This window comes from Dellaglioa sp. CoH-55-MRSF-7 (assembly GCF_056782235.1).
On record NZ_JBXAYI010000003.1, the window covers coordinates 48,912 to 65,581 of the forward strand.

At 34.4% G+C, this 16,670-nt stretch carries 19 protein-coding genes; 17 read left to right on the plus strand and 2 right to left on the minus strand.

The annotated features are described in order from the left end of the window. The first annotated feature begins 78 nt into the window (after positions 1–78). Together abc-f and AC1RPU_RS04005 are read left to right on the plus strand one after the other, a co-directional pair. Positions 79–1,539 (plus strand): ribosomal protection-like ABC-F family protein, encoded by a 1,461-nt coding sequence (abc-f, locus tag AC1RPU_RS04000; protein WP_481762188.1) that lies wholly within the window; start codon positions 79–81, stop codon positions 1,537–1,539. A 236-nt stretch (positions 1,540–1,775) separates the two neighbouring features. Beyond that, entirely contained in the window at positions 1,776–1,919 is a 144-nt protein-coding gene (locus tag AC1RPU_RS04005; protein WP_409022043.1) for a hypothetical protein, read from the plus strand. A 65-nt stretch (positions 1,920–1,984) separates the two neighbouring features. Here AC1RPU_RS04005 and AC1RPU_RS04010 read toward each other — a convergent pair whose 3' ends face one another. Then, complete coding sequence (locus AC1RPU_RS04010) at positions 1,985–2,503, minus strand: TetR/AcrR family transcriptional regulator (protein ID WP_481761601.1); 519 nt, start codon at positions 2,501–2,503, stop codon at positions 1,985–1,987. A gap of 188 nt (positions 2,504–2,691) precedes the next feature. Here AC1RPU_RS04010 and AC1RPU_RS04015 point away from each other — a divergent pair, with 188 nt between their 5' ends. From AC1RPU_RS04015 to AC1RPU_RS04030, 4 genes are all read left to right on the plus strand, one after another. Next, positions 2,692–3,309, plus strand: coding sequence for an NAD(P)H-dependent oxidoreductase (locus tag AC1RPU_RS04015; RefSeq protein ID WP_481761600.1), 618 nt, complete (start codon positions 2,692–2,694; stop codon positions 3,307–3,309). 157 nt (positions 3,310–3,466) lie between these two features. Next, positions 3,467–4,051, plus strand: coding sequence for a sugar O-acetyltransferase (locus tag AC1RPU_RS04020; RefSeq protein WP_481761599.1), 585 nt, complete (start codon positions 3,467–3,469; stop codon positions 4,049–4,051). Positions 4,052–4,166: 115 nt separating this feature from the next. Further along, entirely contained in the window at positions 4,167–5,084 is a 918-nt protein-coding gene (locus tag AC1RPU_RS04025; RefSeq protein ID WP_481761598.1) for an amidohydrolase family protein, read from the plus strand. After that, complete coding sequence (locus AC1RPU_RS04030; protein ID WP_481761597.1) at positions 5,085–5,756, plus strand: putative quinol monooxygenase; 672 nt, start codon at positions 5,085–5,087, stop codon at positions 5,754–5,756. It abuts the gene before it with no gap. Positions 5,757–5,875: 119 nt separating this feature from the next. Here the strand turns inward: AC1RPU_RS04030 and AC1RPU_RS04035 are convergent, their stop codons facing one another. Next, entirely contained in the window at positions 5,876–6,241 is a 366-nt protein-coding gene (locus AC1RPU_RS04035; protein ID WP_481761596.1) for a DUF805 domain-containing protein, read from the minus strand. 225 nt (positions 6,242–6,466) lie between these two features. Between AC1RPU_RS04035 and AC1RPU_RS04040 the strand changes: the two genes are divergently transcribed. The 11 genes from AC1RPU_RS04040 (at position 6,467) to AC1RPU_RS04090 (ending at position 16,558) form a co-directional block, all read left to right on the plus strand. Beyond that, complete coding sequence (locus AC1RPU_RS04040) at positions 6,467–6,682, plus strand: helix-turn-helix transcriptional regulator (protein ID WP_481761595.1); 216 nt, start codon at positions 6,467–6,469, stop codon at positions 6,680–6,682. 1 nt (position 6,683) lies between these two features. Further along, positions 6,684–7,121, plus strand: a complete 438-nt coding sequence (locus AC1RPU_RS04045; protein WP_481761594.1) for a hypothetical protein — start codon at positions 6,684–6,686, stop codon at positions 7,119–7,121. Between the two features lie 34 nt (positions 7,122–7,155). Further along, positions 7,156–7,860 carry a hypothetical protein gene (locus AC1RPU_RS04050; protein WP_481761593.1) on the plus strand — a complete coding sequence of 235 codons (705 nt, stop codon included), beginning with the start codon at positions 7,156–7,158 and terminating at the stop codon, positions 7,858–7,860. 61 nt (positions 7,861–7,921) lie between these two features. Further along, positions 7,922–9,673 (plus strand): DNA helicase RecQ, encoded by a 1,752-nt coding sequence (recQ, locus tag AC1RPU_RS04055; RefSeq protein WP_481761592.1) that lies wholly within the window; start codon positions 7,922–7,924, stop codon positions 9,671–9,673. A gap of 20 nt (positions 9,674–9,693) precedes the next feature. After that, complete coding sequence (locus tag AC1RPU_RS04060; protein WP_481761591.1) at positions 9,694–10,155, plus strand: ASCH domain-containing protein; 462 nt, start codon at positions 9,694–9,696, stop codon at positions 10,153–10,155. Positions 10,156–10,159: 4 nt separating this feature from the next. Then, positions 10,160–10,540, plus strand: coding sequence for a VOC family protein (locus AC1RPU_RS04065; RefSeq protein WP_481761590.1), 381 nt, complete (start codon positions 10,160–10,162; stop codon positions 10,538–10,540). Positions 10,541–10,675: 135 nt separating this feature from the next. Further along, on the plus strand, positions 10,676–11,620 hold the full coding sequence (locus AC1RPU_RS04070; RefSeq protein ID WP_481761589.1) for a Gfo/Idh/MocA family protein: 945 nt from the start codon (positions 10,676–10,678) through the stop codon (positions 11,618–11,620). 212 nt (positions 11,621–11,832) lie between these two features. Next, on the plus strand, positions 11,833–13,293 hold the full coding sequence (locus tag AC1RPU_RS04075; RefSeq protein ID WP_481761588.1) for a glycoside hydrolase family 1 protein: 1,461 nt from the start codon (positions 11,833–11,835) through the stop codon (positions 13,291–13,293). Positions 13,294–13,304: 11 nt separating this feature from the next. Then, on the plus strand, positions 13,305–13,976 hold the full coding sequence (locus AC1RPU_RS04080; protein ID WP_481761587.1) for an N-acetylmannosamine-6-phosphate 2-epimerase: 672 nt from the start codon (positions 13,305–13,307) through the stop codon (positions 13,974–13,976). Positions 13,977–14,177: 201 nt separating this feature from the next. Continuing rightward, complete coding sequence (locus AC1RPU_RS04085) at positions 14,178–14,759, plus strand: sugar O-acetyltransferase (RefSeq protein WP_409022058.1); 582 nt, start codon at positions 14,178–14,180, stop codon at positions 14,757–14,759. Between the two features lie 221 nt (positions 14,760–14,980). After that, entirely contained in the window at positions 14,981–16,558 is a 1,578-nt protein-coding gene (locus tag AC1RPU_RS04090; RefSeq protein ID WP_481761586.1) for a BCCT family transporter, read from the plus strand. Positions 16,559–16,670: the final 112 nt, after the last annotated feature.

The following is a 16,670-nucleotide window of genomic DNA, read 5'->3' on the forward strand; positions in this document are numbered from 1 at the left end:
TTTTTTTGTAGAATCAAATGGATAGTTTAGCGGTCGACCTCACAAAGAAATGAGGTAATTACTATAGGAACAATACAAATTAAACAATTAAGTTTTCAATATGATGGACAATTAGCACCAATTTTTAAAAATGTTGATTTACAATTAGATGCCAGCTGGAAGTTAGGTCTAATTGGTAGAAATGGTCGCGGAAAAACGACTTTATTTAGAATTTTACAAAATCAATTACAGTACCAAGGAAAGATTAGAACAGATTTAGAATTTCAGTATTTTCCTCAAACAGTTGTTAAACCAGAAGAGTCAGTGTGGCTGGTTATCAAGAGTATCACAGACTTACAAGACTATGATCAGTGGCAAATTTTAATCGAATTAGATAAACTTGGACTATCTGAAAAATTATTGACGGAACCATTTAATCAATTAAGTCCAGGACAGCAAACTAAGATATTATTAGCCAGCTTATTTGTTGGCGAAGGTAAATTTCAATTAATAGATGAACCGACTAATCATTTAGATGAAAACGGTCGAAAAATTATTTCTGATTATCTAAGACAAAAACAAGGATTTATTTTAATCAGTCATGATCGTTATTTTTTAAATAATATTATTGATCATGTTATTTCAATTGATCGCGCTAAAATCAGTCAATTTAAGGGTAATTATAATACGTGGGCTGACGAAAATACGTCACGAAATAATTGGGAATATAATGAAAAAGAAAAATTACAACATGATATTAAACGATTAGAAGGTGCTTCACGGAAAAAATCGGGTTGGGCTAATCAGACTGAGGCGAAAGTATCTGGTGCGACAGACAGAGGATTTATTAGCCACAAGGCAGCTAAATCTATGAAACGGGTACTAAGTATTAAAAAACGTGCCGATAAAGCAGTAGAAGAGAAAAAATCTTTACTTAAGAATATTGATGTGGCAGATCTTTTAACGTTGAATTTTGAAAAATTAGTGTCAGATAAGACTTTACTAGAGGTAATTGGCTTATCAGCATTTCGTAAACAATTGCCGGTAAATAAACCGGTAGATTTTAAATTAAAGATGGGAGAGCGCGTTATTCTTCAGGGTGAAAATGGTTCTGGTAAATCGAGCGTTATCGCTGCTATACTAGGTCAATTAAAGTATCAAGGGCAATACAAATTTGCAACACCTTTAAAAGTGAGCTGGTTACCGCAAAATTTTGATGGTTTATCTGGTTCTTTACAAGAATTCGCTGCAGAAAAAAATGTTTCTTATTCTTTAATGTTGGATACATTAAGAAAACTTGGTTTTGAACGTTATGAATTTGATAAAGATATCAGTCAAATGAGCATGGGCCAAAAGAGAAAAGTGGCTTTGAGTCGTTCGTTGGTTGAACCAGCAAATATATATATTTGGGATGAGCCACTTAATTATCTAGATGTTATCACGCGTCAACAAATTCAAGATGTTATTCTGGCTTTTCAACCACCGATGTTAATCATTGATCATGATAAAGAATTCGTTGAAAAGGTTGGAACAAAATTCGTTGAGATTGAACATTATTAGTGAATGGTTAATTAAAGGCATCCAATTTATACGTCTATTGATATCAAGATAGTCGTAATGATATACTGTTAAGAGCATAGTTATTTTAACTGTATACTGATTAGCGGGGCATACAGAATTAAAATCGACGTAAGTTGAATAATAAAAGATCAACTTTATTTGAAGGCATGTATTCATAATATGAATCTTTAACTTTGAAAGAAATTGTTAATTAATAGAGCAAGGAGGAAACATTAATGGCTGATAAAGCAAAGACTGATAGAGATAAAATGCTAGAAATTATCAAAAAGAAACAAACTGATGGCGGAAACTTCAATAAGAAGGCTACTGCTAGAAATGATCGTACTAAAATGCGTAAGGGTCCTAAGATTTTTAAATAGAGGTTTAGACTTAGCTCAGATAAATATCTGGGCTATTTTTTTAATCATTAAAATCTAGCATACTTTTACTGAATCAATTCCAATATATCTGCAGTAACTTCTTCAGCTGTAGCAGGACTACCACTACTAATCCATTGCAACATCGTTCGTAGAACGCCACCAAGAATGAACGTTTTTTGAGTATTATTTAGCCGACTGATACTAGGCGTATCTTTAAGAATCTTTTCAAAATAAGTATAAAAAGAATCTTCCAATAAATAAACAATATCATTTTTAATTAGGATATCCATAAATTCAGAATCATTATGCCAATAGTTAAAAGCTAGCTTGAAAATGTTTTTCAAACTAATTTCTGTTTGATTGGACTTGAGTTCGGCGTAAAACTGGTCAAATAAGTAATCGGACCGAGTTAGTAAAATCGCGTCCTTATTTTCAAAATTACGATAGAAAGTCAGCCGGGCAACTCCGGCTTTTTTTGTGATTTCAGTTATTGTGATTTCTTGATAAGATTTTATTTTTAATAAGTCAATTAAAGAATCAATAATCAAATTTTTACTTAATTTTGCTTGGTTATTTTCCGTCATTTTTTATATCTCCTTGAAGTGTAACAAATAACACGATTTTGTATCTTGTAAATCACGCGATAAATGATTAATATAAGTGTAACAAATGTAACACTTATAGCAAGAAAGATAAATGACACTTGAAGTATTTTATATAAAGTCATTAAAGTCGGAAAATTTATTAAACTAATTAAAAGAGGTTATTGAACATGAAAAAAATTTGTATTATATTTGATCATCCCTACACTGCAGACGCTGGATACAATGAATTGCACAATAGGAGTTATTCAGCGGCATTACTAGTTAGTGCTAAAGCAGCGTATGAAAAAGAGGGCTGTATTGTGGACGTAATTGATTTGCATAAAGATGGGTTTGATCCTGTAATGCACCAAGAAGACCTAATATCTTGGCGTAAGAAGATACCAACGGATTCTATGACGGCGAATTATCAAGAACGCCTCATGGCTGCAGATGAGCTTGTCTTTATTTTTCCAATCTGGTGGGAATCTATGCCAGCTATGATGAAGGGATTCTTTGACAAAGTTATTGCTAAAGGGATTCTTTATACAGAGCAGGAAAATAAAAAATTATTTAAAAATGAGATGGTTCATTTAAAGAAAGTTAAAATGGTTACAACTATGTCAACACCAGGTTGGATTTATCGAACTATCTTTGGAAATCCTGTGACTAAAATGGTATTTAGGGGAACATTCCGGAAGATGGGGTTTAACCAGTTGAAATGGTTTAACTTTGCTGCAGTTCAAGGAATGAAACTTGAAAAACGACAACAGTTGTTGAAGAAGTTTGAAAATAATATTGTGAAGTAAGAGGGTTCAACCTGATTGGGTAAATACAATTAGGTTGGCTCTTTTTTAATATCACTAGAACCGAATCTTTTGAATTTAGTTCAGTTAATTTAAGTAGTATAATACAATTGAATTATTAAGGAAGAAAAGGGCGTCAAATAGTGAATGGAGGGGCAAAATGATGACAGAACATGAAAAATTATTGGCAGGTCAAGATTATGATTATCGCGACCCAGAATTACAGGGTATGATTGCGGCGGGTAAAGAATTAGTCACTATAATCAATACGACAACTGACCTAGAGAAAAGAGCAACAGCAATTCACGAGTTGTTAGGGAAATCTGGGGAAGGACTCGTTATTAATGGTCAATTTAATACAGTTTATGGTAAACATATCACTGTTGGTGATGATGTTTTTATTAACGGTAATTGTACATTTCAAGATTCAAACAAAATCACATTAGGAGATCGTGTCATTGTCGCGCCAGACACGAAGTTATATTGTGGTGAACATGCATTAGATGCAACAAAACGTTTTGGAAAAAGACAAGATGGTAGTCGTTATTTAATTACTTATACTAAACCAATTACAATTGGAAACGATGTGTGGATAGGTGGAAATGTCACGATTATTGGTGGCGTTCATATTGGGGATAATGTGATTGTAGCAGCTGGTGCAGTGGTGACAAAAGATGTTCCTGACAATACAGTAGTGGGCGGCGTGCCCGCCAAAGTTATCAAACAATTAGAGCCATTAAAATAAGAAAATTTTTATATTAGGTGAGAGGAATGAGCAGGCTATTTTAGCATTTTTGCCTAGTATTAGATAATCAGCTAAATTAAAGAAACCTAAATTAGGTTGTAGGAGGGAAAAGTTAATGACAAGTATTGATGTTTTTGCACACGTTTTACCACCACATTTTTATAACGAGATGTTAGCTATTCAGCCGAACTTGCCAGAAAAAATGCCATTTATTAAACATCCCATATTGATTGATATTGAACAAAGACGCCTATTACGGAACAGAAATGTCCAACAAGTTATCTCAGCAGTCAACGTGAATCCTGAGGACTACGTAGGGCCAGAACAAGCAGCGGCATTATGCTGGCAAGCTAATAACGAAATAATTGAAATGGTTCAACAAAATGCAGACTTGTTTAAAGCGGGTATTGCAATGATACCTCTAAATAACATCGATGAAGCAACACGTATTATAAAAGAACAAGTGCTAAAAAATTCAGAATTAGTTGGCATTCAGTTATTTACGCGTGCCCTTGGAAAAAGTATTGCTGCAAAGGAATACCGGGTTATTTTTGAAATGGCTGCACAATTAAATATCCCAATTCTGTTACACCCAATTTTTGATGATCGTAAACCAGACAATAATATTATTTTTAGTTGGGAATATGAACTAGCGCAAGCAATGTTGCAATTAGTACAGTCAGGAATTTTTAATGACTATCCTACACTTAAAGTAATTGTTCATCATGCTGGGGCAATGGTGCCTTATTTTGCTGAACGAATTAACCATATTCTATCACCAGAACAGGCAGCTGATTTTAAACGTTTCTATGTAGATACTGCATTATTGGGCAATCCTAAAGCATTAGGGTTAGCAATTGATTATTATGGTGTTAGCCACGTACTGTTTGGAACTGATGCACCGTTAGGGATTGCGCCAGCTGGAGCAACGGATGCCATAATTGAAGCTTTAGATCAGTTGAATCTTTCGAAAGATGATCGAGCCCTGATTAATTATGGAAATTATAATCGTTTGATGGGATTGGGTGAATAAATGATAGAACTTAAGAATGCCCCATTATTAAGACTATTCAAACTTAAAATTAAGCTATCTGATCGTGAAAGATTTGAAAAAGCAGGGATGATTAATTTAACGACCTCAATTCAGCAAGAAAAAGGAACTTTGGCGATGTACAGTGTACATTTGGATGAGGCGGGTACTGAAAATATTGTGATTGAATCTTATCAAGACGAAGATCAATATCAAAAACATGCAAATTCGGCTCAATTTAAAATGTTTAGTAATATCGCATCTCAGGCAGTAATTGAAAAATCGATGATTAATTTATCCCCAGAATTACTGTTAGAAAAAACAACAGCCTTGCATGAATTGAAGCCTGACAGAGCTATACTCAAAGTAACAAGTATTGAAATAGAGCCGAATAGGGTTAAAGAATTTAGAGAAGTTTCATTGAATACTATGAAACAATCATTTGAAAATGAAGCAGGACTCTTAGTGACATACATTGCTTCTGTAGATGGAGATTTAAATCAATGGATTTTCGTTGAAATTTACCGGAGTGACGAGGATTACCAAGCTCATTTACAAACAATGAATTTTAAAAAATATGTAACAGAGACGAAAAAAATGGTGCTTAATAAACGAATAGAGACACCTGTAGCAGATGTTTTAGTTAATCAGGGTGGATTATTTTTTGAAAAATGAAGATAGAGCGGTAATCAAGTTAGTCGATTACAGTGCTATCTTTTTAATTTTCCGTAAACAAAAGAGGTGCTGATAAATTTTATCAGCACCTCTTATTAATAATCGAGTATCAATATAATTTAACCCCAGCGATTTGATTTTCTGGGTAAAACCATTAAAATAAAGAACCAAATACTACCGACTAATGGAACGAATTGGATTAAAATCCACCAACCAGAACGATCAGTATCATGTAAACGACGAACTGAAACAGCAAAGTTTGCAATCCAGACGATAAACATAACAATATTTCGACTTGTCATAAAAGTAAGTTCACTAAAATTATAAATCGAATCGATAGGATGGCCAACGAGTGACGTATAAAAATAAATAATAATTGCTCCTAGAATACTATTAATAATCGTAGGCCACCAATAGTCTGATCTATTCGATGTGTCAGAAAAATTAAAAATATTTTCCCAGAAATTTTTGTATGATTGAACCATATGCTTAATCCTCCTTTTTAAAACGTTTTATTTAGTTAAAAGACATCGTTAGATTATTAAATTAGTTAATCTGACGATGTTTATTTAATTATAGTATAAATAAATAGAAATTTATATTGATATGCTTGGTGCCAGAAATAATCAGCTAGTTGACTTAAGAAAATAATTATTATATTATGAAGTTAACTTCACATGAAGTATATTTCATATTGAAAGGTGTTCATTATGCAAAATAAAGTTAAAGAATACAGAACTAAGCTTGAATTAACACAGGAACAGTTAGCTGAGAAAGTTCAAGTTTCTAGTCGAACAATTATCTCACTTGAAAAAGGTAAATATAAGCCATCTATAATGTTGGCCTATCGTTTGAGTTTATTGTTTGATTGTCAGATTGAAGCGTTATTTCAGCTAAAGGAAAATTTAGAGATGGAGGAGAATTAAAATGAAAATCTATAGTTATCGACATTTTTTTGTAGGTTTATTTTTTATGTTTGTGGGGATTGCCTCAATTTGGATAATGAACTTAGATTTTAAAGATGCTTTTGATTGGTCAAAATTGATTAGATCATTTATTAATGTTGTCTTATCATTTGGAATTGCGGCCTATCAATTTTATATAACTTTTTCTAAAAAAGGACTGAAAGAAGAACAGCTGGAGAATGTGGATGAACGAAATAAGTTAATTGATCAGTCTGTGAACGCAATGATTGGAAAAATTATGAATAGCATGATTTTAATTCTAGCGTTTGGGTTTATCATTTTGTGGGCATTTCTAAAAGTAAGTACGTTATTATGGATTGGTGCACTACTTTTCTTTTTGTATACGAATATAATAATCATTTCAATAATATTAGCGATATACTACGAGAAAAAGCTTTAATAATAGAGGCGTAACAGGTTAGGAGATTTTTGGCATGAAGAAAAATATGTTAATATCAATCGGTTTTTTGATGGTAGTTTTTTTAGGTATCTTAGGATTTAAAACATTAATTCAAGTTAAAGATACACAACCGGCTAGTTGGGCAGAAATCAGTCGAATTCAACCGACAGAAAATATAAAATTAACCCAAAAATACAAAATTAACGCAGGAACAAATGGCTTACCAGTCCAAGCAAAAATAGTCGTCGGTGGTGATGCTATATTACCGCATAAAAATTATGCTACACCCGCTGATTGGACCATTAAAAAAGGGTCCAAAGATGCATCAAATATGAAAGTTGTATTTAATCTTAAAAATTCGAAAGTACGTGGCACTAAGGTACAATTAAATACGTCAGATGCGTATTCTGGAGGACCAATGCCTGCCACGGTTCCAATTGAGATTGGACAAATTCAAGGCAAATTACAAGAAGAATATGGTCATTTTAAGGAAACGGCAACTATTGAAATTGGAGATAACACTTGGTATCTAAGCGTTATCCTTGAACCTAAAGTTAATTCAATTCACTATCTTTATTATCGAATTGAAGACACAAGTAGTGTTAGTGATTCGACAATTGTCGTTGATTATATGACTAAACTTAGGGCAGCTCAACAAAATCCCGCGGGACTAATGAATGATTTGGGTGATGTTGAAGCGGTCATTAAAACACTTTCTAAAACATCTGTGGCGTCTTAACCTATGCTATAATTTAAAGACATAGAATTATCTGAGAAAATGAGCAAAGAGAAAGGATTATATGAATCCACAATCAGTTTTAAAAGAAAAATTTGGGTACGACAATTTTCGCCAAGGTCAAAAAGAAGTTATTGATCGTATTCTAACGGGTGAAGATGTTTTAGCTATTATGCCTACAGGCGGCGGAAAATCGCTATGTTACCAAATTCCAGCACTTATATTAGATGGACTAACGTTAGTGATATCTCCTTTAATTTCTTTAATGAAGGATCAAGTTGATGCTTTAAATGAAAATGGCATTCCAGCAACCTTTATCAATAGTACGCTAGATTACACGGAGGTTCGTGAACGCTTTAATCAAGCTGCTCGTGGTGAAGTTAAGTTACTTTATGTGTCACCAGAACGATTAGATTCTGATGGTTTTATGGCAGATTTAGCGGAATTAAGAATTGATCTTGTCGCTATTGATGAAGCGCACTGTATCTCACAATGGGGGCACGATTTCCGTCCTAGTTATTTACGCTTAACGGAAACGATTCAACGTTTGAATTCGAATCCGACGATTATTGCATTAACAGCGACAGCGACAACTCAAGTAGCTGCGGATATTATGCAACGATTATCGATTATACATGAAGTTAAAACTGGGTTTTCACGTGAAAATTTAGCCTTCCAAGTCGTTAAAGATCAAAATAGTGATCGTTTCTTACTCGAGTATTTAAAGGGACAGAAACAACAATCTGGTATTATTTATGCAAGTACGCGTAAAGAAGTCGAACGGTTAACGAAATTAATAAAAAAAGCTAAGATTAAAGTGGCGATGTATCACGGCGGGTTGCAAGAAGATGAACGTCGTCAGAATCAGGAAGACTTCTTGTACGATCGTGTTCAGGTAATGATTGCGACGAATGCATTTGGGATGGGAATTGATAAAAGTAATGTTCGATTTGTAATCCATGATCAGATACCTGGTAGTTTAGAAGCTTATTATCAAGAAGCCGGACGTGCTGGACGAGATGGCTTGCCAAGTGAAGCAATTTTACTTTTTAATTTAAAAGATGTTCAGATTCAACATTTTTTCATTGACCAATCTGAAATGGATGATGTTAATAAAAAACATGAGTATTTAAAATTACAAGAAATGACGCAATACGCAAACACGCAACAGTGTTTACAACAGACAATTGTGAATTATTTTGGCGATGAAGCACCAGAATGTGGCCGTTGCGGCAATTGCTTGGATACACGAGATGCACAAGATATTTCGATTGATGCCCAAAAGGTTTTATCATGTGTAAAACGGATGGGTGAACATTTTGGTAAAGGGTTAGTCGCACAAGTTTTAACAGGTTCAAAAGTCCAAAAGGTGATGCAGTTTAGATTTGATGAATTACCTACGTATGGACTGATGAAAGATCAATCGCAGAAGGAAGTTTCTGGATTGATTGATTATTTAGTTGCGTCAGGTTTTTTACAGGCTTCAAGCGGCCAATATCCGGTTCTGCAACTTGCTGCAGAAGGAGTTGGCGTCTTAAAAGGTGAAACTAAAGTTACACGTAAAATGGCTGTAAAAGTTAAACAAGCATTACCTGAAGATAATGAACTATTTGAAGAATTAAGACAATTACGTCGCGAATTAGCAGAGGAACAAGGTGTACCGCCATTTGTTATCTTCTCTGATAAAACGTTATATTCAATGTGTGAGGTTATGCCGGAAACGTTAACTGATATGTTGGATGTTAAAGGTGTTGGTGAAAGTAAATTGGAAAAATATGGTGAGTTGTTCTTAGATATATTAAACGCAGAAGATTAAATTCTTGAAGGAGAGTTCATATGACAATTTATGAGTATTGGCAAGCATTTAAAAAGGCAAATAAAATTGAACATGATAATTATGATGCATGGTCATTTGGCGTCACTAAGAAAGAAACGTTAGAATTAGGTAAATTAGTTTTAGATGGTCTTAAAACAGGGACATCGTCAGCTTATAATTTATATTTTGATGAAGAACCTTTACCAAAAGTTGGCGATTACAATGTCATTGTTGATTATAAAGATAATCCAATGGCGATTACGAAAACAATAAAAGTTTATGTGACACCATTTAACGAAGTTACAGAAGAGCATGCTTTTCTTGAAGGCGAAGGCGATAGAAATTTAGCTTATTGGCGAAGTGTTCATCAATCTTTTTTTGAAGAAGAATTAGAAAGTGTTAATAAGACATTTGATGAGACAATGCCAGTGGTTTGTGAGGAATTTGAATTAGTTTTTCCGATTGAAACAACGGAGGTTTAAGCAAATGAAAATCGAACACGTTGGTTTATGGGTAGAAAATCTTGAAGCAATGCGTGATTTTTATGTGACTAATTTTAAGGCAACTTTTGGTGTGCGTTATGACAATGGGACTAAAGGATTTTCGTCATACTTTTTGAGCTTTCCAGATGGTCAAGCAAGATTAGAAATTATGACGAGAACGGATATTACAGATCGCTATCCTGATGGATTTGGTTATGCACATTTAGCCTTTTCTGTTGAGAATCATGTGACCGTTGATCAAATGGTGATTGATTTTAAAAAATCTGGAATAGAAGTTGTTAGTGGCCCTCGGACAACAGGGGATGGCTATTATGAAGCAGTCATTTTGGACCCTGAAGGAAACAAAATTGAACTTGTAGGTTAAAAAATAAGATTGAATCACGAGAAGGTCACCCCGGAAATGGGGTGACCTTTTTGAGTTTGAAATTTAATTTGGTGCATACTGTATGAGTCGGCTATAATTAATGAAAACGGTTAAATAGAAATGGAGATAAGAACAATGAATTTTGGAATTATTGGTTACGGTAATATTGCAAAGCGATTTTATGAAAGTATTCGATATACAAAAAATGGACAAGTTACAGCAATTGGATCAAAGTCATTATTTAATGACGATGTGTTTAAAGCGAATAATCCAGATATAACCATTTATGATTCATATCAAGCTCTTTTAGGCGATGATTCGATTGATGGCGTTTATATCGCATTGCCACATATGTTGCATAAAGAGTGGTCACTAAAGGCGTTGAAGCTAAATATTCCGGTATTTTGTGAAAAACCGGCTGTACTAACAACGACAGATATGAAAGAAATTGAATTAGCTTCAAGTGAAAATCAAACCTTATTTGTTGAAGCGTTTAAAACAAAATTTAACATCGGTATGGATCATTTAAAACAAGATTTAGCTTCAATCGGACCCATCCAAACCATGTCAGCTAACTTTTGTTCTAATGCCATTCCATCTCAAAAAGCAACTTCATATTTACTTCAAAAAGGACAGGGTGGTGCTTTGAACGATATCGGTACTTATCCAATTGGTTTTGTGTTAGAAATTTTAGGTTCAGATATTTCGCATATTGAATCAAAATTAGACATGCATAATGGGATTGATGAAAAATTTTCAGCAACGATACATTTTGAAAAAGGCGCTCAGGCACTCATTGAAGGCGCAATAAATGAAGCTAAACCGCGAGTTGCGATTATTGTTGGGCAACAAGGTCGTATCGTTATTCCAATGTATAATCGAATTGAAAAATATACGATTGAATTAAATGATGGACAAAAAATTAATCGGGACTATAGTATCGTTGGAGATGATATGACGCTTGAAATTCAAGCTTTTATTAATCTAGTTGAAATTGGTGCAAAGACTTGTGAGCGACATAGCCTACAGGATACGTTTAATATTATTCAGGTTATTGAAAAAATAAGGCAAGGTGAGTAAGCCTTTAAACTAACTTTGACAGCGCTTACTATATTTGATATACTTAATTTGTCAAATAAGGGCTGTAACTGATTCGATCAGGCATTACCTATTGATAACTATTTGTTTAGTTATCAATAGGTAATTTTTTTGAAAAAAACTAGTAAAACCTCTATTTGAAATAGTTCACAGATACATAAGTTAAACAAAAAACTTTGAAGGAGTGTATTAATATGTATAAAACAGATTATCCAAAAGGGTTTAAAAAAGGTTTCTTATGGGGTGGCGCAACAGCTGCAAACCAAGTTGAAGGTGGCTGGGATTTAGATGGCAAAGGGATGACTACTGCTGAAGTTATTCGTAAATCTGAAAAAAGAACAGAAATGAATCTTGGTTCTGTCACAATGAAAGTCATTGAAGAAGCGATGGACGATAAAACCACTGACCATTATCCAAAACGTCGTGGGATTGATTTCTATCATAATTATAAAGAAGATATTAAATTATTTGCAGAAATGGGTTTTAAAACATACCGGATGTCTATGGCATGGGCACGAATTTTTCCAAATGGTAATGAAACGGAACCCAATGAAGCTGGGTTAGCATTTTATGACCGCGTTTTTGATGAGTTAGCTAAGTATGATATTGAACCTGTTGTCACATTATCGCATTATGAAATGCCACTTGATTTGACAGTTAAACAAAATGGGTGGGTAAGCCGTGACACAATTGCTAGTTTTACACATTACACGGACGTTGTACTTAACCGTTTTAAAGATAAGGTTAAATATTGGTTAACGTTTAACGAAATTAATGTTAGCTCATTTGGTTTCATGGAAACGGGTGCTGTTGACAGTGAATTAACACAGAGAGAACAATTACAAATTCGGTATCAAGCTGTTCATCACCAATTTATCGCAAGTGCTTTGGTAGTTGAACAAGCACGGAAAATTAATCCTGATTTTGTGGTAGGTTGTATGCTTGCTAGAATGCAAACTTATCCATCAACGCCTAATCCAGCAGATGTTCGTGCCGCTCAAGAAAATGATAATTTAAACTTGTTCTTCACCGATGTTCAAGTCCGCGGCGAATACCCTGAATACATGAACCGCTATTTCAAAGAAAATGATGTTCATATTGTGATGGAGCCAGGGGATGAAGCTATTCTTAAAATGGGCAAAGTTGCGTTCCTTAGTTTTAGTTATTATATGTCAACGGTCACTTCAGCTGGCAAAACGGGTGATACATCGTTAGGAAATATGATTAATGGTGAAAAAAATCCTTACTTAGAAACAAGTGACTGGGGTTGGCAAATTGATCCCATTGGATTAAGAATCACATTGAATGCAATGTGGGATCGTTACCGTGTGCCACTATTTATTGTTGAAAATGGAATTGGGGCCCTAGATAAGTTAGGCGATGATGGCAAAGTTCATGATGACTATCGCATTAAGTATCTTGAAGAACATATCATTCAAATGAAAGAAGCTGTTATGGATGGTGTTGATTTAATGGGGTACACAATGTGGGGCTGCATTGATTTAATTAGCGCATCAACTTCAGAAATGAGTAAACGTTATGGGTTCATTTATGTTGATCAAGATGACGATGGAAATGGCTCATTGAAACGTTACAAGAAAGATAGTTTTGATTGGTATAAACAAGTTATTGAGACAAATGCTAGTGATATATAAAGGGAGATAATATGATGAATTTAGATGAAATAAAGAATGGGTTAGTTGTTTCTTGTCAGGCACTAGAAGGTGAACCATTATTTAGTTCATTTATCATGGGGAGAATGGCCCTTGCAGCTGAGATGGGTGGTGCTGTGGGGATACGAGCAAATTCAGTTTCTGATATTGTAGAAATTAAAAAACAAGTAAAATTACCGTTGATTGGCATAATCAAACGAGATTATGCAGATTCAGAAGTCTATATTACAGCAACGATGAAAGAAGTAGATGAATTACTGGAAACTGACGCTGAGATTATTGCATTAGATGCAACGGTTAGACAACGGCCTCATAATGAAAAGGTAACTGATTTAGTCAATAAAATTCATGAAGGAAATAGATTAGCCATGGCAGATATTTCTAATTATGAAGAAGGCGTTATGGCTGAAAAAAATGGATTTGATATGGTTTCTACAACGATGTCAGGATATACAGAATATACGGACGAAAGGGATAGCCCAGATTTTGATTTACTAGAAAAGTTAATTAAAAATCTTAAAATCCCTGTTATTATGGAGGGTCATACAACGACTCCAGAAGAAGTTAAGAGAGCATTTGATATTGGCGCATTTTCGGCAGTTGTCGGTGGCGTTATTACAAGACCTAAACAAATAACACAACTATTTGTTGATAAAATAAGTTAAATAAATCTTCTAATGATTGATGAACAGCGAATATGCTGTGAATTGTTATTAGAAGATTTTTCTGTAATAATAGGGTTAAAATTTACTCTAATTAAAATTAATCCAATTCAATTAATGTTAATAAAATAGCTTTATTTTACTGTGTTTATAGAAAATAAATTTCTATTTAACAAATCATGACATAAGTGGTATTCTTATAACATGATAAAAACTGAGAGAGAAAAGATGTCAGATGGTGAACCGTATGAGCAGTTGGATCCTGAACTAGTTGAACGACGAGAACTGATTCGGAGAAAACTGCGGACAATTAACCAGCTTGACGATAATAAGCAACAAAATACAAATATTAAAGCATTATTGGCTGATTCCGGTGAAGACTTTTGGGCCGAAACGGGAATCGAATTTGATTATGGATTTAATATTCATATCGGAAATCACTTTTATGCGAACTACCATTTAACGATGTTGGACACTTGTCCAATCACAATTGGTGATCATTGTTACATTGGACCAGACGTTGGATTTTACACGCCAGTACACCCCTTATCTGCAAAATTACGTGATGCGGATGTTGAAATGGGTAAACCAATTACGGTTGGTGATAGTGTCTGGATGGGTGGACACGTCACGATTTTACCAGGAGTTACGATTGGTAATCGAGTCGTTGTCGGCGCTGGATCTGTGGTCACAAAATCGTTTGGTGATGATCTCGTAATTGCGGGTAACCCGGCACGAATTATTCGTTATCTAGATGATAACGGTGACGTGAGTCCAGGTAAGTGATTCGATAGAATATTATAATTTACGTTATGAGTATTTGTATAAGATAGCAAAGCTAACAAGCACGCTGTGCAGATATCCCTAGTGGAGAAACTGTATCAGTGTGCTTTTTTTGTGCAATTAAAAGCAGAATTATCGGAGTGAGTACGGCGATGAATTAAAGATCGTGCTCTAAAATTTAGGAGGAAATTTTTATTTTAGAAAAACAGAATATCGACAAAAAAATGTTTTTACCGACTGTGGCATTATTTATTTTAGTATCAGTTGGATTATTACTCGGTGGGTCTGGTTTGAAGGCAGAATTAGGTTCAATAATGGATGCTATTACGGCCCACTTGAGTTGGGCTTACCTTGGTATCTATATTCTCAATTTTGTTTTCTTTTTATATATTGCATTAAGCCATTATGGCAAAATTACATTGGGTAATAAAGGCGAAAAGCCGGCATACAGTGATTTTAAATGGGGTAGTATGGTATTTGCGACGGCCATTGATGCCAGTATTTTAATGCTTAGCATGGTTGATCCACTTCGCTACGTGCAACAACCTTTGTTTGGTGCTAAAGCGATGTCTCCTGCTAATTATCAAAATGCTCACATGTTAGGTCAATTTGATTGGGGTCCAATGGCGTGGATGATGTTTGCATCTTCAGCTGTAATTATTTCATACGTTATGTACGTTAAAAAAGCGAAAGTTATGTGTGTTAGTGATGTGATTCCTATGTTAAAAGGGGATCAGCCTTATAAAAAAATCTTACGAAAAATAATTGATTTTCTTGTCGTTTTCGGTATTATGGGCGGTGTTGGTTCATCAGTTGGGATGGAAATACCTGTATTATCAAAAATTATCGCAACATTAACGGGAGTCCAAGATACAATACTTTTAAAATTAGCATTATTTGTTGTCCTGTTCAGCATTTTCACGTTAACCATGTTTAAAGGAATTAAGGGTGGGATTGATCGATTGAGTTCAGCTCATATTTGGACAGCCATTGGCTTTTTGTTAATTGTTCTGTTAGTTGGACCAACGGTTTATATTTTGAAGTCAGAAGGTAACAGTCTTGTACTGATGGTTACTCAGTTTGTAGCAATGAGTACAGGGACAGCTTCAGGATTAGGTCATGCGATTGACCCTGTTAAATCGGAAACTATTTTCTATTGGGGTTGGTGGTTAACTTTCATGCCATTCATGGGCTTATTCATTGCTAGAATTTCGCGTGGACGAACGATTCGTCAGGTGATATTAGGGATGCTTGCGTATGGTGCTTTAGGATGTATGAGTTTCTACGCAATCTTAGGTGGTTATTCACTCTATTTACAACAAAGTGGAGCTGCTGATTTAATTCATACACTGAATGTATATGGTCAAGCTGCAGCAATTGCACAAGTTATTTCAACATTGCCATTTAAATACGTAATGTTAGTTATCTATGCGATTTCATGTTTTATCTTCTTAGCAACGACGATTTCATCATCTGCATTTATCGTGTCGTCGTTTACTAGTACAAAACTCAAACCGACAGAGCAACCAAGTTTGTTTAACCGCTTGGTTTGGATGGGAATTTTCATGTTATTCTCATTTGGTATCGTCTTCGTTGGTGGTTTTAAAACAATCCAAGCTATCTGTTTATTAGCTGGGTTCCCATTAATTTTTGTGTCACTGTTATTGATTATTTCAACGTGGCAGTACTTAGCCGAAGATCGTTCAACGGAAAGTGCTCATGATTCATTGGTTAAAATTTTTGGAAAATTAAAGAAGAACTTAGTTTCTTATCAACATGTGATACATGATAGTAATAATTAAATATAAAGAGGCCACTCCGTTATTATGGAGTGGCTTTTTAGTACCCATTTTTAGTATTATGTTATAACCTACGCTGTTCCCAATTAAAAAGAGACGTAAGTCTTACCTTAGA